Here is a 19,105-nt window from a genome sequence, read left to right as displayed (position 1 = left end):
CGGCAGGATTACGGCAATCTACCGCGCGGCGACGCCGGGAAACAGCGGCAGCATCGCCTCGGCCGCCAGCCCTGCCAGCAGCGGCAGGCTGAAGCTCGCCACCAGCCGCAGCAGGATGAACCGCCCGCCCAGGATCGGCAGTTCCCACGCCAGGGTCCGGTGCAGCCCGAGGATCGCCCAGCCGGAAATCAGCGCCACCATCTGCGACGGACCGGCGCCGGCCTTGAGGAACCCCAGCACCAGCGGAAACGCCACGAACGGCCCGCCCGGCATCAGCCCGCCCGCCAGGGATGCCAGCACGATCCCGCCGACGCCGCTATCCGGCCCGAGCCAGGTTTCCGCCCAGCCCGCCGGAATCAACTCCGCAACGAAAGCCGCCATGGGCAGCGCCATCAGCATCACCGGCAACACGCGCCCGAGCCCGCTGGTGGCATCCTGCACCGCGCGGCGTGCGACCGCCGGGCTGCGCCGCAGGCACATCGCCAGCGCGCCCAGCGCCACCACCCAGATCGCGATCACGCCGAAGGTCATGCGTCGCGGTCTCTGCCCGGCGCGGCCGCCATGCCCGGCGCATCCGCCGGCGTCCATCGAATCGGCAGCCAGCGCGCGAACAGCCCGGCCAGCACCGGCAGCGGCAGGCCGCACAGGAAACGCAGCAGCGAGAAATCGGCGCCGAGGATCGGCAGTTCCCACACCACGATCCGCTGGAAGCCGTTCAGCGACCAGGCCAGCACGAAGGCGATCAGGGCGCCGCGATCCGCCCCCGCCTGCGCCAGCACCAGCACGACGGGAAAGGCCGCCACCGGCCCGCCCGGCATCGCCATGCCCGCGGCCGTCGCCACCAGCAGCCCGCGAAGCCCGCTTTCCGCCCCCATCCAGCGCGCCAGCGCACCCGGCGGCACCAACTGCCGCAGCGCCGCAGACAGCAGCAGCCCGCCGAGAATGGAGGGCAGCACCGTCAGCATCAGGTCCCAGGTCGCGCCGAGCGCTTGCCAGGCGGCATCCCGCCCGCGCAGCAGCAGGACCGCGGTGCCGGAGGCCAGCGTGAGCGCGGAGATGACCAGGAATGTTGCATTGCGGCGGAACATGCGGGACCGCCAAGCTGCGCCCCCCGGCCGCCCGCCGCAAGCCGCGCGCCCTAGGCGCGGGAGGAAAGGGACAGCGGCCCGCCCCGGCCCTCCCGGTTCCGCCCCTGGTCGCCATAGGTGCCCGGCCCCTTCGGCCGGCTGGCCCCGGCGATGGTCTCGATGACGCGCGACTGCAGGTCGATCGCGCGTTCCAGCAGCCGGCGGTTCTCCGCGCCCAGGTCGCGCAGGCCGCCGGCCAGGGCTTCCGCCTGCGCCCGCTCGGCGCCCTCGGCGCGCGTGTTGGTCCGGCTCGCCGCGTCATAGGCGGCGGCGAAGGCGTCGGAGGCCTGCTGCTTCGGCAGGGAAAGCGCCCCGGCGCGATCCAGGTCGAGCCGCGCCAGCGCCTCGTTCTCCGCGCGCAGGGCCTCCGCCAGGCGCTGGGCGGCCACGATCAGGGGCTGCATCATGGGGATGGTGTCTCCGTGTTCTGGGTCGTGCCAGGTTGCGCGCCGGCAATCCGCGTCAGCTCGCGCAGCACCGCCTCGCCGATGCCGAGGCCGCCGATGCGCGAAAGATCTTTGGCGATGGCGTCCACCAGCATCGGGCGCCACTGCGCCTCCGCCGCGCCGCCACCGAAGGTGCCGCTGGTCTGGAGGCCCTGGAACATCGGCTGCAACAGCGCGCCGAGCGCCTGAGCCTCGAATTGCTGCGCCACGCGCCGCAGCGCCGCGGGATTCTGGGACGCGGCAGGCAGGCGGGCGGGTGCGATGTCCATCAGCGCACCTCGAGTTCGGCCTGCAAGGCGCCCGCCGACTTGATGGTCTGCAGGATGGTGATCATGTCGCGCGGCCCGACGCCCAATCCGTTCAGCCCCCGCACCAGCTCCTCCAGCGTCACGCCGCCGCGCAGGATGCCGAGGCGCCGGTCGGACTGGTCGTCCACCTGCACGTCGGTGCGCGGCACCACCGCGGTCTGCCCGCCGGCCAGCGCATTCGGCTGCACCACCTGCGGCGTCTCCGTGATGCGGATGGTCAGGTTGCCCTGGGCAATGGCGACGGTCGAAAGCCGCACATTGGCACCCATGACGATGGTGCCGGAGGCTTCTTCGATCACCACCCGCGCCACCTGGTCCGGCACCACCCGCAACTGCTCGATCTGCGCCAGGAAGCCGATGGAATCACGGCCGGCCAGCGCCAGGCTGACGGTGCGCGGGTCCGTGGCCGTGGCGACGGTGCCGCCGGCGCTGGCGTTGATGGCGGCGGCGATGCGCCGCGCCGTCGTCAGGTCCGGGTTGCGCAGGGAAAGCCGCAGCTGGCTGGTGGCGGCGAAGCGGAACGGCACCTCGCGTTCCACCGTCGCGCCATTCGCGATGCGCCCTGCGGTCGGCACGCCGCGGGTGACGGACCCGGCCGCGCCACGGGCCGAAATGGCGCCTGTCACGACTGGCCCCTGGGCCACCGCATACACCTCCCCATCCGCGGCCAGCAGCGGCGTCACCAGCAGCATCCCGCCGGTCAGGTTGGTGGCATCGCCGAGCGCCGAGACGGCGATATCGATGCGCCCCCCGGTGCGCGCGAAGGCCGGCAGGTTGGCGGTGACCATCACCGCCGCGACATTCCGCGTATCCAGCTGGCGTTCCTGGTCGCGCGTGTTCACGCCGAGGCGTTCCAGCACGCCGATCAGCGATTGCCGGGTGAACACCGCGCTGCGCAGCTTGTCGCCGGTGCCGTTCAGCCCGACCACCAGCCCGTAGCCGACCAGCTGGTTCTCCCGCATCCCTTCGACATCCGCGATGTCCTTGATCCGCACCTGCTGGGCGAGCCCGTCGTCCGGCGCCAGCGCCAGGGCGAGCGACAGGGCCAGCGCGAGGCGACCCAGGATCGTCATTCTCGGGCAAGGTTTTCCGGACAAGCTGACCTCCGCGCCCCGGAGCCAGGGGGCGCGGCGACCTTCGCAAGGCATGTGCCAGGGTCTGCACGGGATCGGGCGGCAGGATGTGCCGGGATGGGGCAGGGGCTGCCGTGCCACCCGGCAGGAAAGGAGGCAGACGATGGCCATGGGTCCAGTCAGGCCAACCGGGTTCAGCGGCGTGGCCTCCGGCCGCCCACGCCGCGGCGGGGCCTTCGCCCTGCCCGGGCAGGCCGCGGAGGCCGGCGCGCCCCCGGAACTTGCCGCCGCCGCTGCCACCGGCGCGTTGCTGGCGTTGCAGGATGCCGGCGCCGCGCCGCCACCCGAGGCCCCCGCCAGCCGTGCCCGCCGCCGCGCCGGCCAGGCGCTGGAGGAGTTGCGCGGCCTGCAACTGGACCTGCTGCGCGGCGCCACGGACCCCGGCCGGCTGGACCGGCTGGAACGCCTCGCCGCCGAAAGCCCGGTCGGGCTTGAGCCCGAGCTGGCCGCCCTGGTCCAGCAGGTGCGGCTGCGGGCGCGGCTGGAGATCGCGCGCAGAACCGTCGCGCAGCTTTAACGCAACTGAAAAGCGGGCGAAGATCAGAAGCTTGCGCCGAAACGAGGCCTTGCTTCCGCCCCATCCCCGCCACTATGGTCCGGCCGCTTTCGCCAGCCGGGCGCCGGGCCTGGGGTGGCAGAAGCTTGGGGACGTCCTGCCATGCTGGTGACCTTGCCGCCGGACTACCGTCCGATGAGCGACGAAGAGTTCATGAACCCCCTGCAGCTGGAGTATTTTCGGCAGAAGCTTCTGAAGTGGCGCAATGACCTGCTGCGCGAGGCCGGCGAGACCCTGACCTCGATGGGCCAGGGAGGCATCATTGAGGCCGACCTGACGGACCGCGCCAGCGTCGAGACCGACCGGGCCCTGGAACTCCGCACCCGGGATCGGGCCCGCAAGCTGATCTCCAAGATCGACCAGGCGCTGGAGCGGGTGGAGAACGGCACCTACGGCTATTGCGAGGAGACCGGGGAGCCGATCGGCCTGCGCCGCCTGGAAGCCCGCCCCATCGCCACCCTGTCGATCGAGGCGCAGGAGCGCCATGAGCGGATGGAGCGGGTCCACCGCGACGACTGACCCTAAGCCCTCTCCCCCTCCTTCAGGGGGAGAGGGTTGCTTCAGGGGGAGAGGGTTGGGTGAGGGGGTTCTAGCCCACCCACTCCGGCGGCGCGTCATCCAGCCCCGGCGGCGGCCGGGCGCCGGGGTCGCGCCGCGCCAGGCGGGCGTCGTTCTCCGACACCTTGCCGACGCGGTTGTCCACCGGCCAGGCCAGCAGTTCCTCCGCCGGGCAGGGCACCAGCAGTTCCAGCAGATCCTCCGGCTCCGCCGGTTCCTCGCCCAGCCAGGCGTCCCAGACCTCCGGCGGCAGCACCACCGGCATGCGGTGATGCACCAGCGCCTGCTTCTCGTTGGCGTCCGTGGTGATCACGGTGAAGCTGCGCAGCCAGGCGCCATCCGGCTGCTTCCAGCCCTCCCACAGGCCGGCAACGGCCATCGGCATGCCATCCGCCTGGGCCACCGCATAGGCCTGCTTGGTGCCGTCCTCCGCCTTGCGCCATTCGTAGAAGGCATCCATCGGCACCAGGCATCGGCGCTTGCGGAAGGCGTCCCGGAAGGATGGCTTTTCGGCAATTCCATCCGCCCGCGCATTCATCAGCTTCGCCGCATCCTTGGTGTCCGTGGCCCAGCGCGGCACCAGGCCCCAGCGCAGCCGGTCCAGGTGCCGCTCGCCGCTTTCGGGATGCCGGCGCACCACCAGGCTGTCCTGCGTCACCGCGATGTTCCAGGAGGCGGCGTGGTTCGGCGTCGGGTTCACCGTGCCGAAATACTGCGCCAGCTCCGCCGGGCTGCGCTGCAACAGGTAGCGTCCGCACATGGGTCCGATCGTCCTTCACGAGCCGCCAGGATAACGCCTTGATGGGTGCGCGGACAGGTTGCGGGGTTGCCGCACGCGGCACAGGCGTTAAACAGGGCCGTCCAAGAACTTGCTGGGAGATGACAAAATGAAGAACCTCACCGCGGTGATGGCGCTCGGCCTCGCCGGTAGTCTGTCTCTCGCCGCCCCCGCCTCGGCGCAGGAAACGCTGCGCTTCATGACTGGCCCGCAGGGCGGTGCCTGGGTGCCGATCGCGGGCGCGCTGAAGAACATCTGGGAACGCGCCATCCCCGGCATCAGCGTGCAGACCCTGCCGGGCGCCGGCGTCGCCAATGTCCGTGGCATCGGCGGCGGCCGCGCCAGCGTTGCCTTCGGCAACTCCATCAGCACGGTCGACGGCATCGCCGGCAACGCACCCTTCCCGGAGAAGGTGAGCAATGTCTGCAACATCGGCTCGCTGTACCCGCAGTGGTTCCAGGTGATCGCGCTGGCCGATTCCGGCATCAACCGGATCGAGGACATGCGCGGCCGCCCGATCGCGCTGCAGCCGCGCGGCAACACGGCGGAAGTGGTCACGCAACACATCCTGCAGGCCGCGGGCATGTCCTACAGCGACGTGCGCGCCAGCTTCCAGTCCAGCTACACCGATGCGGTGGGCCTGCTGCGGGACGGCCACGCGCAGGTCTTCACCCTCGGCACCACCATCCCGGCGAGTTCGGTGATGGATCTGGCGAGCGCGCGGCAGATGCGGATCATCGACCTGGCGCCGTATGTGGACCGCATGCGCGCCATCAACCCGGGCTACCAGGGGGAAGCGCTGCCGGCGAACACCTATCCGCAGCAGCAGGGCACGCCGATGCAGATCACCTACACCGCGCACCTGATCACCAACTGCGACCGCAACGAGGAGCAGGTCTACCAGATGGTGAAGCTGCTGTGGGACAACGCGGACACGCTGCGCAACATCGTCAGCGCCATGCGCAACAGCACCCCGGCGACCGCCGCCGCCGATATCGGCGTGCCGATGCATCCCGGAGCCGCGCGCTTCTACCGCGAAGCCGCCGCTCGCTGACCGACCGATAGGGGCCTGCCGCAGCGGCAGGCTCCGACCGCCCATTCGATTAGGACCAGCGGATGACCTACGCGCGCGCCATGCACGGCCTGGCCGGCACCATCGCCGCGGCGATGGCGATCTACCACATGTGGGCCATCGCCCTGTCGCCGCCCGAGGCGGTGATCTTCCGCGGCACCCACCTTCTGTTCGCCATGTCGCTGGTCTTCATCATGTTCCCGCTGCGCAAGGGCCAGGATGGCGAACGCCGCGTGCCGGGGCCGGAGGACTGGCTGCTCTGCGCCCTGTCCATCTGGGCGGTCGGCCGGCTGTTCGTGGACTATGACTGGCTGGTCAACCGCATCCCCTACATCGACGACCCGCGCCCCTCCGACATCATCGGCGGCTGGCTGCTGACCGTCCTGATCCTGGAGGCGACGCGCCGCGTCATCGGCCTCGCCCTGCCGATCACCGCGAGCGTCTTCCTGATCTGGTCCTACTTCTTCACCGATGTCGGCGCACTGGCCATCCTGGACCAGTTGTACCTGACCACGGACGGTATCTTCGGCTCCACGCTCGGCGTCTCCGCCGGCTTCGTCGTGATCTTCGTGCTGTTCGGCTCGTTCATGGAGCGATCGGGCGTCGGCAAGCTGTTCATGGATTTCGCGCTCGCCCTGACCGGGCGCAGCAGCGGCGGGCCGGGCAAGGTCGCCGTGGTGTCCTCCTCCCTGTTCGGCTCGGTCTCCGGCTCCGCCGTCGCCAACGTGATGGTGACGGGACAGGTGACGATCCCCCTGATGAAGCGCAGCGGCTTCCGGCCGCAGTTCGCCGCCGGCGTCGAAGCCGTGGCCAGCACTGGCGGGCAGATCATGCCGCCGATCATGGGGGCTGCCGCCTTCGTCATGGCGGAGTTCCTCGGAGTCTCCTACCTCCAGGTCGTCACCTGGGCGCTGATCCCGGCACTCCTTTATTATGTCGCCACCTTCGCCGCGGTGCATTTCGAGGCGAAGCGCGCCGGGCTCGCCGGCCTGCCGGACCACGAGGTGCCACGGCTCGGTGACGTGATGCGCGAAAGCTGGCACCTGTTCCTGCCGATCCTGGTCATCATCATCGGCCTGTTCGGCGGCTATTCCGCGCCGCTGGTGGCGCTGGTCGCGACACTGTCCTGCTTCCCGGCCGCGGCGCTGCGTGCCAACAGCCGCCACCATGTGACCCTCGGCGGGGTGTGGGACGCGATGCTGGACGGCGCGCGGAACTCGCTGGGCATCGCCATGGCCTGCGCCTGCGCCGGCATCGTCATCGGGCTGATCGCACTCACCGGACTCGGCATCACCTTCACGCAGCTCGTCGTGAACGTCGCCAACAACAACCTGATTTTCGCGCTGATCCTGACCATGATGGCCGGCATCATCCTCGGCATGGGGATGCCGACCACGCCGGCCTACATCGTGATGGTGTCCCTGCTGGTCCCGGCGCTGATCGCCATGGGCGTGGTGGTGCCGGCGGCGCACATGTTCGCCTTCTACTTCGCCATCCTGTCCGCCATCACGCCGCCGGTGGCGCTGGCCGTGTTCGCCGCCGCCGGGCTCGCCAAGACGGACATGTGGAGCAGCGGCTGGGCCGCGATGAAGATCGGCGCGGCCGGCTTCATCGTGCCCTTCATCTTTGTCTTCCAGCCCGCGCTGCTGCTGATCGGCACCTGGAGCGAGGTGATCTTCGCAGTGGCCAGTGCCACCGCCGGCTGCCTGCTGCTGGCGGCGTCCCTGCATGCCTATCTGCTGCGGCCGATGCCGATGTGGGAACGGGTCGCGCTTTTCATCGCCGCGCTGGCGCTGATCAAGCCGGGCCTGGTGACGGATGCTGTGGGCATCATCCTCGGCGGCGGCGTGCTGCTGCTGCAACTGGTGCAGCGGCGGCGGCCGGCGGTGGTTTAGCCTTCGAAACGCTGCGCCGCCTCCGGCGTTGGGGGCTGGACCACCACAAGGATCCAACACCCGATGCCGTATTTGAAGACCCGCGACGGAACCTCGCTCTACACCAAGGTCTGGGGCAGCGGCCGGCCCGTCGTCCTGACGCATGGCTGGCCCCTTTCCGCCGATAGCTGGGACGACCAGGCGATGCCGCTGGCGGAAGCCGGCTTCAAGGTCATCGCCTATGACCGCCGCGGTTTCGGCCGGTCCGAACAGCCCTGGTCGGGCTACGACTACGACACGCTCGCGGACGACCTGGCCGATGTACTGTCCGAGACCGGCGCCGCCGATGCCGCCATCATCGGCTTCTCGATGGGGGGCGGGGAGATTGCGCGCTACATGTCGCGCCATGCCGGCCGCGGCGTGCGCCAGGCCGGGCTCATCGCTTCCGTCGTGCCCTACATGTTGCAGACCCGGGACAACCCGGAAGGCGTGCCGCAGGCCACCTTCGACCAGATGACGGCGCAGATGAAGGAGGACCGTCCCGGCTTCTTCGCCACCTTCTTCAAGCAGTTCTACGGCGTCGGCATGCTCAGCAGCCCGGTCAGCAGTGATCTGGTGCAGTGGACGGTCAATACCGCGATGATGGCCGGGCTGAAGCCAACGCTCGCCTGCGCCCAGGCCTTCGCCACCACGGATTTCCGGCCCGACCTGCCGGCCTTCACGGTGCCGACGCTGATCATCCACGGCACCGCCGACGCCACCGTGCCGATCGATGCCTCTGCCCGTCCCGCCGCCGCGGCCATCCGGCAATCGCGCCTGCTGGAATATGATGGCGCGCCGCACGGACTGGCGGCGACGCACAAGGATCGCCTGACGCAGGACCTGCTCGCCTTCCTGCGCGGCTGAGCCCGACGACGCGTCAGAACGGCGAAACGATGTCCAGTATCTGTTGCCCGATGCGCGGCGACTGGACATCGGAGATGGTGCCCCGCCCACCATAGGCGATCCGCGCCTCCGCCAGCCGGTCGTGCCGCACCGTGTTGTCGCTGGCGATGTCCTGCGGGCGGATCACGCCCGTCACCTGCAGGTCGCGCAGCTCATGATTCACCCGCACCTGCTGCCGGCCTGCGACCACCAAATTGCCGTTCGGCAGCGCCTGCGTGACGGTTGCCGCCAGCCGCAGCGTTACCGTCTCCGTCCGCCGGACGGAACCGGTGCCGTTGGTGGTCTGCGCCCCGTTGGTCTGCACCAGGGCGGAGGGATCGATGGTGTTCGGCAGGATGCGCGTCAGCGAGGATTCCAGGCCGAACAGCCGCGGCAGGCCGATGGTATCCGTGCCCTCCCGCTCCCGCGCCGTGGTGTTCTGCAACTGCGCGGTGTCCTGGATGCTGACCAGCACGGTGATCAGGTCGCCCACCGCCGCGGCCCGCTGGTCGCGCAGGAAGGTGCGGCTGCCGGGGCGCCACAGGCTGTTGCCGCCATGGTTCGGCGTCTGCGCCGCCGGCATCGGCATGGACACCGGCTGGTAGCCCGGTGCGGCGGTCGGGTTGTCCATCGCCGCCATCATGGGGGCCCGCCCGACCTCCGTGAGGCGTTCACAGGCCGGCAGGGCCAGCAGCAGCACCAGCGCGAGGCGCCTCACCGCGCCGCCTCCACCCGCACCTGGCCCGGCCCGATCGCGCGACCCTCCACGATGATCCGGCTGCCGAGGTTCATCACCGGCACCACCGCGCCGCGCGACGCGCCTTCCATGGCGCGCCCCTGCGCCGTCATGGCGAGCCCGCGCGTCTCGTAGTGCAGCGTCACCGTGGCACCACGTTCGATCACCAGCGGCGGTGCCAGGCTTGCCAGCAGCAGCGGCTGCCCCGCCGCCGCCGGCCGCCGCAGCGCCTGGCCCACTGCCTGGTCCGCACGCTCCGCAGCTCCAGGGCGACCCTGGCTGGACGGCAGCCGCACCAGCCGCACATCCTCCGGTCGCAGCACCTCGCCCACCGCCATCCGCCGCACCGCGACCAGCACCGGATGCGTCGCCACCACGCGGCCCGCGAGCCGGATGCGCTGCGTCGGCATGCCGTCCGCGGCCACGGCCAGGCTGGCGCCGAAGCGGCCGCTGCCGGCATCGTAGCTCGCCTGTTCCACCAGGATCTGCGGCAGCGCGGCCGGCGGCAGCAGCGGCGCGCTGAACCCGCTCAGGACGAGGTCCGCCTTCTCCTCCACCCCCTGGGGCCCCAGAACCTGGCGCAGCGCGTCCAGCACCTCCTCCTGCGTCAGGGCGCGGCCCGGGCGGTCCAGCACCACGCGGTCGGCGCCGCCACTGGGCTGCCAGGCGATGTCGTGCCGCCGGGCGATGGCGAACAACTGCGCTGCCTCCACCACCAGGCGCTGCCCCGGCGGCGGTGCCGGGCCGAGCACCGTGGCACCGCGGGCGCCCAGCCCGTCGAACAGGTCTTCCAGCCGCACGGTGGCATCCTCCACCGTCGCGAAGGGCCGCAGCGTGGGCAGGTCCTGCGCCGCCGCCGGCAGGATGCAGCACAGGGCCAGCAGGATGTGGCGCATGGCGCTCACCGCAGCCGCGAGAGTGTGGAGAGCATCTCGTCGCTGGCCGAGATCACCTTGCTGTTCATCTCGTAGGCGCGCTGCGCGGTGATCAGGTTGGTGATCTCCTGCACCACGTTCACGTTGCTGGTCTCGACGAAGCCCTGCAGCACCTGGCCGAAGCCCGGCGTGCCCGCCGCCCCCTGCTGCGCCGCGCCGGACCCTGGCGTTGCCAGCAGCAGGTTGTCGCCCACCGCCTCCAGCCCGGTCTCGTTGGCGAAGATGGCGAGCTGGATCTGCCCGACATTCTGCGGGTCGACCTGGCCATCAAGCTTCGCCAGCACCTCGCCCGTCGCGTTGATCGTCACGTCGCGGGCCGCCGCCGGCACCGCGATGCCGGGCTGCACCACATAGCCATCGGCCGTGACGATGATGCCTTCCGGCGACAGCGCAAAGGTGCCGTCGCGGGTATAGGCGGTCTCGCCGGAGGGCAGTGTGATCTGGAAATAGCCGTTGCCGCGGATCGCCATGTCGAACCGGTTCTCGGTCTGTGACAAGCTGCCCTGTTCCGAGATCCGGTACACCGCCCCGGTCTTCACGCCGAGCCCGACCTGCGCGCCGGATGGCAGCACGCTGCCGGTATCGGCGGACTGTGAGCCCACGCGGCGCATGTTCTGGTAGATCAGGTCCTGGAATTCCGCGCGCCGCCGCTTGTAGCCGGTGGTGCTCATGTTCGCGATGTTGTTGGAAATGACTTCCACATTCGTCTGCTGGGCCATCATGCCGGTTCCGGCGATGTGCAGGCTGCGCATTCTTCTTGTTCCTTGTGATCAGGTCCACGTGCCGCCGCGCTACTTCCGCCGCAGAATCCGCTCCACCGCGCTGCCCAGCCGCTCGCCCTCGCGTTCCGCCATCTGGGCCACGAACTGGAATTCCCGCAGGTCCTCCGTCATCCGGGTCAGTTCGATCACCGGCCGCACGTTGCTGCCCTCCATCGCGCCCTGCACCACGCCGGGGCGTTCCACGGCCACGCCCGGCATGTCCTCCGGCGCCGCGAACAGCCGGTCGCCCTCGGCGTTCAGCTTCTGGCGATCGTCGAATCGCACCACGCGCAGCCGCGCCACCGGGCCGGTCTCCGTGCGCAGCGTGCCGTCGCCCAGCACCTCGATCCGGCTGTCGCCCTCGGCGACGCGGATCGGCTGGCCGTTGGTGCTGAGCACCGGATTTCCTTCGGCGTCCGCCACGCGCCGCTCGTTGTCCAGCGTGAAGCGGCCGGCGCGGGTGAAGCGTTCGCCGCGCGGCGTCTCCACGGCGAAGAACCCCTCCGGCGCCGCCAGCGCCAGATCCAGCGGGTTGCCGGTTGCGGCCAACGGTCCCGGCGCCGTATCGCGCCAGGTGGCGCGGTCCTGCGCGAACGCCAGGTCGCGACCGCCCTCCGGCACTGCCGCATCCATCTGCCGTTCCAGCACCGTGCCGAACACGGGCCTCGCGGCGCGGAAGCCGGGCGTATCCGCGTTGGCGATGTTGTTCGCCGTCACCGCCGAGGCGCGGCTCTGCGCCACCAGGCGCGACAGGACGATGTAGCCGGGGCTGTCCATGGGTCGATCAGGCTCCGCGTTCCGTCAGGCACTGGGCAAGCCGTGTGCCAGCCGGTGCGCGCCTGGGCCGCGCAGCTTCTGCCGCCCGCCCGGCATATTTCGCCGCCACCCGGCAAACGCCGGCGCTTTAACTCTCCCGCAAGCCCGCTGCCCCATGGTGCCCGAAGCACGACGCGACACGGACACGGCAGGAAGGCTCGGACAGGCGCATGGCGGCGGCAGCCAAGATGGATGCGGCGGCGGGGGAGGACCCCGCCGCCCACGGGGCGAAGAAGGGCGGCGGCAAGAAGAAGCTGCTGCTGATCCTGCTGCCCGTCCTGCTGCTCGGCGCCGCGGCGGGGCTGTGGTTCAGCGGCATCCTGCCCGGCCTGCTCGGCATGAATGCGGAACCTCCGGCGGTGGAGACACCCGGCGAGCCCGCGCCACCACCGCGCAGTCCGCCCGCCTTCGTCGAACTGCCGGAGATCATCACCAACCTGAACGCGCCTGGCCGCCGCCCGGTCTTCGTCCGCCTGCGCGCCAAGCTCGAGATCAGCAAGGCGGCGGACACGGCGGCGGTGACGGAGGCGATGCCGCGCCTGCTCGACCTGTTCCAGACCTACCTGCGGGAGGTGCGCCCGGACGAACTGCGCGGCAGCGCCGGCACGCACCGGCTGCGGGAGGAGTTGATCGCCCGCGCCACGCTCGCCGCCCACCCGGCCCGCATCACCGACGTGCTGTTCATGGAAATGCTGGTTCAATGAGCGGTACGCCGGAGGAGGACGAACTCGCCGCCGCCTGGGGTGCCTCGGTCGATACCGCCGGCGCGCCGGACCCTTTCGACGACGCGCCCGCTGCCGGCCCGCCACCCGCCGATGCCGCACGCGTGCTCAACCAGGCCGAGATCGACAGCCTGCTCGGCTTCGAGAACGGCCCGGCCGGCGACAATGGCGAAAGCGGCATCGAGCGCATCATCTCGGCCGGCCTCATCGCCTATGAACGCCTGCCGATGCTGGAGATCGTGTTCGATCGCCTGGTCCGGCTGATGTCCACCACCCTGCGCAACTTCACCTCCGACAACGTCGAGATCAGCATCGACGCGATGACCTCGCTGCGCTTCGGCGACTACCTGAACTCCATCCCGCTGCCGGCCATGCTGGCGGTCTACAAGGCGGAGCAGTGGGACAATTACGGGCTGGTCGTGGTCGACAGCAGCCTGATCTATTCGGTGGTGGACGTGCTGCTCGGCGGCCGCCGCGGCACCGCCGCCATGCGCATCGAGGGAAGGCCCTACACGACCATCGAGCGCACGCTGGTCGAGCGCCTGATCACCGTGGTGCTGGGCGACCTGCGCGCGGCGTTCGAGCCGCTGTGCCCGATCGATTTCCGCTTCGACCGGCTGGAGGTGAACCCGCGTTTCGCCGCCGTCTCCCGGCTTTCGAACGCCGCCGTGCTGGCCCGCCTGCGGGTGGACATGGAGGATCGCGGTGGCCGCATCGACATCCTGCTGCCCTATGCGACGCTGGAGCCGGTGCGCGAATTGCTGCTGCAGCAATTCATGGGCGAACGCTTCGGCCGCGACAGCATCTGGGAAACCCACCTGGCGGAGGAACTGCGCCAGACCGAGGTCGCGCTGGACGTGGTGCTCGATGAGCAGACCATGCTGCTGTCGCAGGTGCTGCGGCTGAATGTCGGCGACCGCCTGATGCTGGCCTCGCCCTCCGGCGCGCCGGTGCGGCTGCGCTGCGGCGACGTACCGCTGTTCGAAGGCCAGCTCGGCCGGCGGGAGAACCGCCTCGCCGTGCGCATCGACAATGGGCGGGAGGTATCGCCGGCGGCGATCCAGGCCCGGCTGGAGGGACGCGGAGCATGAGCCTGATCGAATGGACCGCGCAGGGCGCGCTGCTGCTGCTGCTGGCCATCGCCGTGCCCTTCGGCTGGCGGCTGGAACGCCAGATCGCCGCACTGCGCCGCGAGGGCGCCGCGATGGAGGCCGGCGCCGCCGGCATCTCCGCCGCCGGCGAGGCCGCGGAGGCCACGCTGGCGCGGCTGCGCGCCACCGCCGAACAGGCCGGCCGCAGCGTCGCCGAGCGTGTCGCGGAAGCGACGCCGCTGCGCGAGGACCTGCGCTTCCTGACGGAACGTGCGGAGATGCTGGCCGACCGGCTGGATGGCCTGGTGCGCCAGGCCCGCCCGACCGCCGCCGAACCGCCGCCCGCCACCGGCCCCGCGCCGCGCAGCGAGGCCGAGCGCGAATTGCTGCGGGCGCTGCGGGGCGGCCGATGAGACTGCCGCGCCTCCGCCTGCTGCCGGTGTGCTTCGGCCTGATGGCGCTGCTCGCCGTGGTCAAGGCGGAACGCCTGTGGCGCGCGGGGGAGGTGGCGTGGCCGGGGATCGCCCAGGCCCAGGCCCAGGCCCAGGCCCAGGCCCAGGCCCAGGCGCCCCAGGTGCCGGCCGCCGCCACACCGGCCGCGACGCCTAGCACCACGCCGCCCGCACCCACCGCCGAACAGGCCGCGGAACGCGCCCTGCTGGAACAACTGCGCGCCCGTCGCGCCGCGATCGAGCAGCGGGAGGCGCAGGCGGTCGCCCGCGAAACGCTGGTCGCCGCCGCCGAGCGCCGCCTGGCGCAGCGCGTCGAGGAACTGGTCGCGCTGCAACGCCGGCTGGAGGCGATGGAACAGGACCGCGCGACCCGCGAGGAAGCGGGCATGCGCGGCCTGGTGAAGCTCTACGAAGGCATGCGGCCGCGCGATGCGGCGGTGATCTTCGACGAGCTGGAAATGCCCGTGCTGGTCCGCCTGATGGACCAGATGCGGGAAGCGAAGGCCGCACCGGTGATGGGCGCCATGCGCCCCGACCGGGCGCGGCTGCTGACGGCGGAGCTGGCGCGCCTGCGCGCCGGGCGCGGCGCGGCACAGTAAGTGGCGCCAGGATGGCGGATGAATCGGTTGAAAGGGCGCATGGCCAGATGGACAAGAACACGTCGGTCCTCATCGTGGACGACTACAAGACGATGCTGCGGATCATCCGCAACCTGCTGAAGCAGCTCGATTTCGAGAATGTCGAGGAAGCGATGGACGGGACGGAGGCGCTGGCCAAGATGCGCGCCGGCAATTTCGGCCTGGTCATCAGCGACTGGAACATGGCGCCGATGACCGGCCTCGACCTGCTGAAGGAGGTGCGCGCCGACGCGCGGCTGAAATCGACCCCCTTCATCATGATCACCGCCGAGAGCAAGACGGAGAATGTAGTCGCCGCCAAACAGGCCGGTGTCTCCAACTACATCGTCAAGCCGTTCAACGCCGAGACGCTGCGCGGCAAGATCGAGAAGGTGATGGCGAATGCCTGACGGTATCATCCCCCCCGCGGAACCGGAGGCCGCGCGGATCGACGCGGCCGTCCGCGCCGTGCTCGGCAGCATGTCCGGCGATCTCACTCTGGTCGAGGCGTCGCTGCTGGCGGAGCTCGAAGGGCTCGGCCGCACCGTGGCGCGCGCCAAGCAGGAAATCGCCTCGCTGCAGGTCGAGGACATCACGATCAGCCACATCCCGACGGCGACGGATGAGCTGGACGCGATCGTCGGCCACACCGCCGCCGCGACCAACGAGATCCTCGATGTGTGCGAGACGCTGGAAGGCGTCGCCACGCGCGTCGGCGGTGCGGAGGCGGAGGCGCTCGGCACCGCCGTCACCCGCATCTACGAAGCCTGCAGCTTCCAGGACATTACCGGCCAGCGCATCGGCAAGGTGGTCTCGGCGCTGAAGGCGATCGAGGCGCGGGTGGCGCAGGTCACCTCCCGTTTCGGCGCCGCCGCCACGCATGGGCCACCACCCGACCCTTTGCCGGCCCCGTCGGCGGAGGCCGAAACCGAGGGCCGCCGCCTGGCGCATGGCCCGCAGCTTCCCGGCGCCGGCGTCAGCCAGGCCGATATCGACAAGCTGCTGGCGGATTTCGACTGAACATGGCTCGGCACGGGAAGGGCAGGCGGATGTTGCGTGGCCTTTCCAGCGCGGCCGGCTTCGCCCTGGCCCTGCTGATCGCGGCCCCTGTCCTGGCGCAGGACCGGGTCTTGGCGCAGGACCGTGTCGGCGTGCGCGTCGGCGATCATCCCGGCTTCGGCCGGGTGGTGTTCGATTGGCCCGCAACGGTGGAATACCGCGTCGAGGAAAGCGAGGGCCGCATCGTGCTGCACTTCGCCAGCCCCGCCGCCTTCGACCTGGCCGCGGCCCGGCGCCCGGTCCGCAACCTGCGCGGCCTGACCTCGGAAGGTGCGCGCGCCGAGATCGCGACCGCGCCTGGGACGCGCCTGCGGCATTTCCGGCTCGGCAACCGCGTGGTGCTGGACCTGCTGGATGCCCGCCGCGAGACGCCTGCCGCGCCGGCGCCCGGCCCAGTGGCGCCCGGCCCGGTGGCGCCCGGCCCGGTGACGCCAGGCCCGGTGACGCCAGGCCCGGTCGCGCAGCCGATACGTGCTGCCACGCCTCGTCCGGCCGCACCGGTCGCGCGTCCGGCGCCGACCGAAGCCTCACCCTTCCAGCGCGCCGTCGCGCCGCCCGCCGAGGCACCCGTCATCGTCCAGGCCGCGCCGCGGGAACCGGTGGCCGCCCAGGCATTAGCGCCTCCCGCACCTCCGCCGGCGCCAGTCGCCCGGCCGCCCTCCGCCATGCCCGGCCTTGCCGTCCGCCTGCTGCCCGGACCCGTGCTGTCCATTACGGCGGGCGCGGAAACCGGTGCCGCGCTGTTCCGCCGCGGCGGCCTCTGGATGCTGGTGCTGGACCAGCCGCAGCCGCTCGACCTCACCGCGCTCCGCGCCGATCCAGCCTTCGTCGATGCCGAGACCAGCAGCGGCCCGCAGGCGACGACGCTGCGCCTGCCGGCCGCCGCCCTGTCCAATCCACGCCTGCGGCGGGAGGGCAACGCCTGGCTGCTCGACCAGCCCGCCGGCGAGGTCGCGCTGCGGGCCATCCTGCCGGAGGTTGAGCCCGGCCCGCCCATCCGCCTGGTCCTGCGCGCCACGCGCGGGATCGGCAGCGTCTCCGTGCTCGACCCCGAGACCGGCACCTCCCTGCTGGTCGGCACCGTTCGCGACGGCGCGGAAGCCGTGCCGGCCGGCCGCCGCGCCGCGATCTTCGAACTCCTGCCGACCCGGCTTGGCGCCGCCCTGCTGCCGCGCGCCGATACCGTCACGCTGCGGGTGCTGGAAGGCCGGTTCGTGACCGGCGCCGCACCCGGTGCGGAAATGGCACTCGGCCCCGAGACGCCGGGTGCCGCCGCGGCCGCGGCGTCCATGACCCGCCTCTTCGACCTGCCGGCCGAACCACTGACCGCGTTGCAGGAACGTGTCCGCGGCGCCACCGCCGCCGTAGCCGCCAGCCCACCGCTCGGCCGCGGCCCGCCGAGGCTGCAGACGGCGGAGGCGCTGCTCGCCCTGGGCCTGCCGCAGGAAGCGCAGGCCATGGTCGGCCTGGCGACGCGGGAGGATCCGGCCCTGGCCGAAACGCCACGCGCCCGCGCCCTGGCCGGTGCCACAGCCCTGCTGTCCGGGCGCTTGGCGGAAGCCGGCGGCCTGGACCACCCGCGCCTGCCCGAGAACGACGAGGTGGCGCTGTGGCGTGGCCTGCTCGCCGCCGCGCGTGGCCAGAACGGCGCCGCGGCCGTCGCCGCCGGCCTGCCGCTGCTGCTGGCCTACCCCGAGCCGTTGCAGTCCCGCCTCGCGCCCCTGGCGGCGGAGGCGCTGGCCGCCGGAGGCGAGCCCGCCGCCGGCCGCCGCCTGCTCGCGGCGCGGGACCAGGAGGATCCGGCCCTGGCACTCGCCCGCGCCCGCATCCTGGAAGCCGAGGGCGCCACGGCCCCGGCGCTGGCCGCCTACGACGCGCTCGCCGCCGGTCGCGACCGCCGGGCGAGAGCCATCGCCATGCGCCGCGCCGCCGAACTGCGGCTTGCGACCAGCCTGATCGACGCCGCCGGCGCCGCCGCCGCGCTCGAGTCCACCCTCGCCGCCTGGCGTGGCGATGCGCTCGAAACCGAGGGCCGCTCGCGTCTCGCGGAACTGCGCCAGCAGGCCGGCGACTGGCGCGGCGCCTTCGACCTGCTGCGGGAGACGGCGGCGATCTTCCCCGACCTGGCACCCGGCCTGCGGGAGCGGCAGGTCGCCGCCCTGCTCGGCGCGCTGGACAAGGCGCCGCCGCTGGAAGCCGTGGTGCTCTACGACGCCCATGCCGAGATGCTGCCGCCGGGCGAGGCGTCCGAACAGGCCCTTGGTTCGCTTGCGGACCGGCTGGCGGCGCTGGACCTGCTGGACCGCGCGAGCCATGTGCTGCGCGGCGCGATCGCCCGCGCCCCGGATGCCGAGGCGCGCGGCCGCATCGGCGCCCGCCTTGCCGGCCTTGGCCTGGCGGCCGGCGACCAGGGTGCTGCCCTCGCCGCGCTGGCGGATACGGCGGGGGAGGGGTTGTCGCCCGAGCTCACCCGGCAGCGTCACCTGCTGGAGGCCCGTGCCCTGGCGCGTGCCGGGCGGGTGGCCGAGGCGGTTGCGCGCTACAGGTCGGCCGGCCTCGCGGCGGCGAACGAACTCGCCACGCTGCTGGAGGAGAAGCAGGATTGGCCGGGCGCCGCCGCCGCACTGCGCCAGCACCTGGATGCGGCGGCCCCACCGCCGCCCGCGCCGCTCGCCGCCGAACACCAGCCTCTGGTCGCCCGCCTGGCGGCGCTGCTGACGCTTGCCGGGGACGATTCGGCGCTGGCGGCGCTGCGGGTGGAAGAACAGGGCCGCATGGGCGGCACGCTGTCGGACGCCTTCACCCTGTTCACCGCCGACCGCGTCGCCGCCCTGTCAGACCTGCCCCGCCTGGGCCGGGAGCTTGATGTCGCGCGCGGCCTGCCCTCCCGACTGGACGGGTTTCGGAGCGAAACCCCTGTGACAAGATGATCTTCCGGCTACCCCCCGGGGGGGACCGGAGGCTTTACCGGTCCCCCCCGGGGGGGGACCATGTTTTTTTGCGGCGTTAGGTCCCGATTTCGCTTGCACCCCCCCTGGCTTTGCCCCATATGCCGCGGCCTTGACCCGATCTGCTTTGAACAGCCGCACTCCCGCGGCGAGCGATCATCCCGGTCATCTGCTGGCTGGAAGGAGCCCTGA

At 71.7% G+C, this 19,105-nt stretch carries 22 protein-coding genes; 12 read left to right on the top strand and 10 right to left on the bottom strand.

Annotated elements, in window-relative coordinates; translation table 11 throughout:
• Window positions 1-18: 18 nt before the first annotated feature.
• Genes ACLF3G_RS03725 through ACLF3G_RS03705 form a run of 5 tightly spaced genes read right to left on the bottom strand, consistent with a single transcriptional unit; the run spans window position 19 to window position 2,954 of the window.
• Complete coding sequence (locus ACLF3G_RS03725) at window positions 19-531, bottom strand: hypothetical protein (protein ID WP_430667972.1); 513 nt, start codon at window positions 529-531, stop codon at window positions 19-21.
• Window positions 528-1,088: a hypothetical protein gene (locus ACLF3G_RS03720; RefSeq protein WP_430667971.1), complete on the bottom strand. Its 561-nt coding sequence runs from the start codon at window positions 1,086-1,088 to the stop codon at window positions 528-530. Before ACLF3G_RS03720 ends, ACLF3G_RS03725 begins: the two co-directional genes overlap by 4 nt.
• Before the next feature lie 50 nt (window positions 1,089-1,138).
• Window positions 1,139-1,534 carry a hypothetical protein gene (locus ACLF3G_RS03715; RefSeq protein WP_430667970.1) on the bottom strand — a complete coding sequence of 132 codons (396 nt, stop codon included), beginning with the start codon at window positions 1,532-1,534 and terminating at the stop codon, window positions 1,139-1,141.
• A complete protein-coding gene (locus ACLF3G_RS03710) occupies window positions 1,531-1,842 on the bottom strand; it encodes a rod-binding protein (protein ID WP_430667969.1) in 312 nt (103 codons plus the stop codon). The genes ACLF3G_RS03715 and ACLF3G_RS03710 overlap by 4 nt, the downstream gene beginning before the upstream one ends.
• The gene (locus tag ACLF3G_RS03705) at window positions 1,842-2,954 is read right to left on the bottom strand and encodes a flagellar basal body P-ring protein FlgI (protein ID WP_430667968.1); all 1,113 of its coding nucleotides are present in this window, start codon (window positions 2,952-2,954) and stop codon (window positions 1,842-1,844) included. Before ACLF3G_RS03705 ends, ACLF3G_RS03710 begins: the two co-directional genes overlap by 1 nt.
• Window positions 2,955-3,117: 163 nt before the next feature.
• Between ACLF3G_RS03705 and ACLF3G_RS03700 the strand changes: the two genes are divergently transcribed.
• The gene (locus ACLF3G_RS03700) at window positions 3,118-3,531 is read left to right on the top strand and encodes a flagellar assembly protein FliX (RefSeq protein WP_430667967.1); all 414 of its coding nucleotides are present in this window, start codon (window positions 3,118-3,120) and stop codon (window positions 3,529-3,531) included.
• Between the two features lie 144 nt (window positions 3,532-3,675).
• Window positions 3,676-4,089 (top strand): RNA polymerase-binding protein DksA, encoded by a 414-nt coding sequence (gene dksA, locus ACLF3G_RS03695; protein ID WP_430668136.1) that lies wholly within the window; start codon window positions 3,676-3,678, stop codon window positions 4,087-4,089.
• 70 nt (window positions 4,090-4,159) lie between these two features.
• Here dksA and ACLF3G_RS03690 read toward each other — a convergent pair whose 3' ends face one another.
• The gene (locus ACLF3G_RS03690; RefSeq protein WP_430667966.1) at window positions 4,160-4,888 is read right to left on the bottom strand and encodes an SOS response-associated peptidase; all 729 of its coding nucleotides are present in this window, start codon (window positions 4,886-4,888) and stop codon (window positions 4,160-4,162) included.
• A 127-nt stretch (window positions 4,889-5,015) separates the two neighbouring features.
• Between ACLF3G_RS03690 and ACLF3G_RS03685 the strand changes: the two genes are divergently transcribed.
• From ACLF3G_RS03685 to ACLF3G_RS03675, 3 genes are all read left to right on the top strand, one after another.
• Window positions 5,016-5,960, top strand: coding sequence for a TAXI family TRAP transporter solute-binding subunit (locus tag ACLF3G_RS03685; protein ID WP_430667965.1), 945 nt, complete (start codon window positions 5,016-5,018; stop codon window positions 5,958-5,960).
• Window positions 5,961-6,022: 62 nt separating this feature from the next.
• A complete protein-coding gene (locus ACLF3G_RS03680) occupies window positions 6,023-7,873 on the top strand; it encodes a TRAP transporter permease (protein WP_430667964.1) in 1,851 nt (616 codons plus the stop codon).
• 63 nt (window positions 7,874-7,936) lie between these two features.
• The gene (locus ACLF3G_RS03675) at window positions 7,937-8,758 is read left to right on the top strand and encodes an alpha/beta fold hydrolase (RefSeq protein WP_430667963.1); all 822 of its coding nucleotides are present in this window, start codon (window positions 7,937-7,939) and stop codon (window positions 8,756-8,758) included.
• A 13-nt stretch (window positions 8,759-8,771) separates the two neighbouring features.
• On the opposite strand, the gene flgH is transcribed toward ACLF3G_RS03675, so the two are convergent.
• The 4 genes from flgH to ACLF3G_RS03655 are packed head-to-tail and all read right to left on the bottom strand — an operon-like array spanning window position 8,772 to window position 11,985.
• Entirely contained in the window at window positions 8,772-9,494 is a 723-nt protein-coding gene (flgH, locus tag ACLF3G_RS03670) for a flagellar basal body L-ring protein FlgH (protein ID WP_430667962.1), read from the bottom strand.
• Window positions 9,491-10,408: a flagellar basal body P-ring formation chaperone FlgA gene (gene flgA / locus ACLF3G_RS03665; protein WP_430667961.1), complete on the bottom strand. Its 918-nt coding sequence runs from the start codon at window positions 10,406-10,408 to the stop codon at window positions 9,491-9,493. The genes flgH and flgA overlap by 4 nt, the downstream gene beginning before the upstream one ends.
• 5 nt (window positions 10,409-10,413) lie before the next feature.
• Complete coding sequence (flgG, locus tag ACLF3G_RS03660) at window positions 10,414-11,199, bottom strand: flagellar basal-body rod protein FlgG (RefSeq protein WP_430667960.1); 786 nt, start codon at window positions 11,197-11,199, stop codon at window positions 10,414-10,416.
• A gap of 39 nt (window positions 11,200-11,238) precedes the next feature.
• Window positions 11,239-11,985 carry a flagellar hook basal-body protein gene (locus ACLF3G_RS03655; RefSeq protein WP_430667959.1) on the bottom strand — a complete coding sequence of 249 codons (747 nt, stop codon included), beginning with the start codon at window positions 11,983-11,985 and terminating at the stop codon, window positions 11,239-11,241.
• Window positions 11,986-12,194: 209 nt separating this feature from the next.
• Between ACLF3G_RS03655 and ACLF3G_RS03650 the strand changes: the two genes are divergently transcribed.
• From ACLF3G_RS03650 to ACLF3G_RS03620, 7 genes are read left to right on the top strand one after another with little or no spacing between them, the layout of a single operon-like run.
• Complete coding sequence (locus tag ACLF3G_RS03650; protein ID WP_430667958.1) at window positions 12,195-12,728, top strand: flagellar basal body-associated FliL family protein; 534 nt, start codon at window positions 12,195-12,197, stop codon at window positions 12,726-12,728.
• Window positions 12,725-13,837, top strand: coding sequence for a flagellar motor switch protein FliM (gene fliM / locus ACLF3G_RS03645; protein ID WP_430667957.1), 1,113 nt, complete (start codon window positions 12,725-12,727; stop codon window positions 13,835-13,837). The genes ACLF3G_RS03650 and fliM overlap by 4 nt, the downstream gene beginning before the upstream one ends.
• On the top strand, window positions 13,834-14,250 hold the full coding sequence (locus ACLF3G_RS03640) for a DUF6468 domain-containing protein (protein ID WP_430667956.1): 417 nt from the start codon (window positions 13,834-13,836) through the stop codon (window positions 14,248-14,250). Before fliM ends, ACLF3G_RS03640 begins: the two co-directional genes overlap by 4 nt.
• Window positions 14,247-14,888, top strand: coding sequence for a MotE family protein (locus ACLF3G_RS03635; RefSeq protein WP_430667955.1), 642 nt, complete (start codon window positions 14,247-14,249; stop codon window positions 14,886-14,888). The genes ACLF3G_RS03640 and ACLF3G_RS03635 overlap by 4 nt, the downstream gene beginning before the upstream one ends.
• Before the next feature lie 47 nt (window positions 14,889-14,935).
• Window positions 14,936-15,316, top strand: coding sequence for a chemotaxis response regulator CheY (locus ACLF3G_RS03630; protein ID WP_430667954.1), 381 nt, complete (start codon window positions 14,936-14,938; stop codon window positions 15,314-15,316).
• Window positions 15,309-15,926: a protein phosphatase CheZ gene (locus ACLF3G_RS03625; protein ID WP_430667953.1), complete on the top strand. Its 618-nt coding sequence runs from the start codon at window positions 15,309-15,311 to the stop codon at window positions 15,924-15,926. The genes ACLF3G_RS03630 and ACLF3G_RS03625 overlap by 8 nt, the downstream gene beginning before the upstream one ends.
• Before the next feature lie 29 nt (window positions 15,927-15,955).
• On the top strand, window positions 15,956-18,895 hold the full coding sequence (locus tag ACLF3G_RS03620) for a hypothetical protein (protein WP_430667952.1): 2,940 nt from the start codon (window positions 15,956-15,958) through the stop codon (window positions 18,893-18,895).
• Window positions 18,896-19,105 lie beyond the last annotated feature (210 nt).

This window comes from Falsiroseomonas sp. HC035 (genome assembly GCF_050563525.1).
Classification (GTDB): domain Bacteria; phylum Pseudomonadota; class Alphaproteobacteria; order Acetobacterales; family Acetobacteraceae; genus Falsiroseomonas.
Note: the sequence above shows the minus strand (reverse complement) of the source record. Positions and strands in the feature narration are given on the sequence as shown.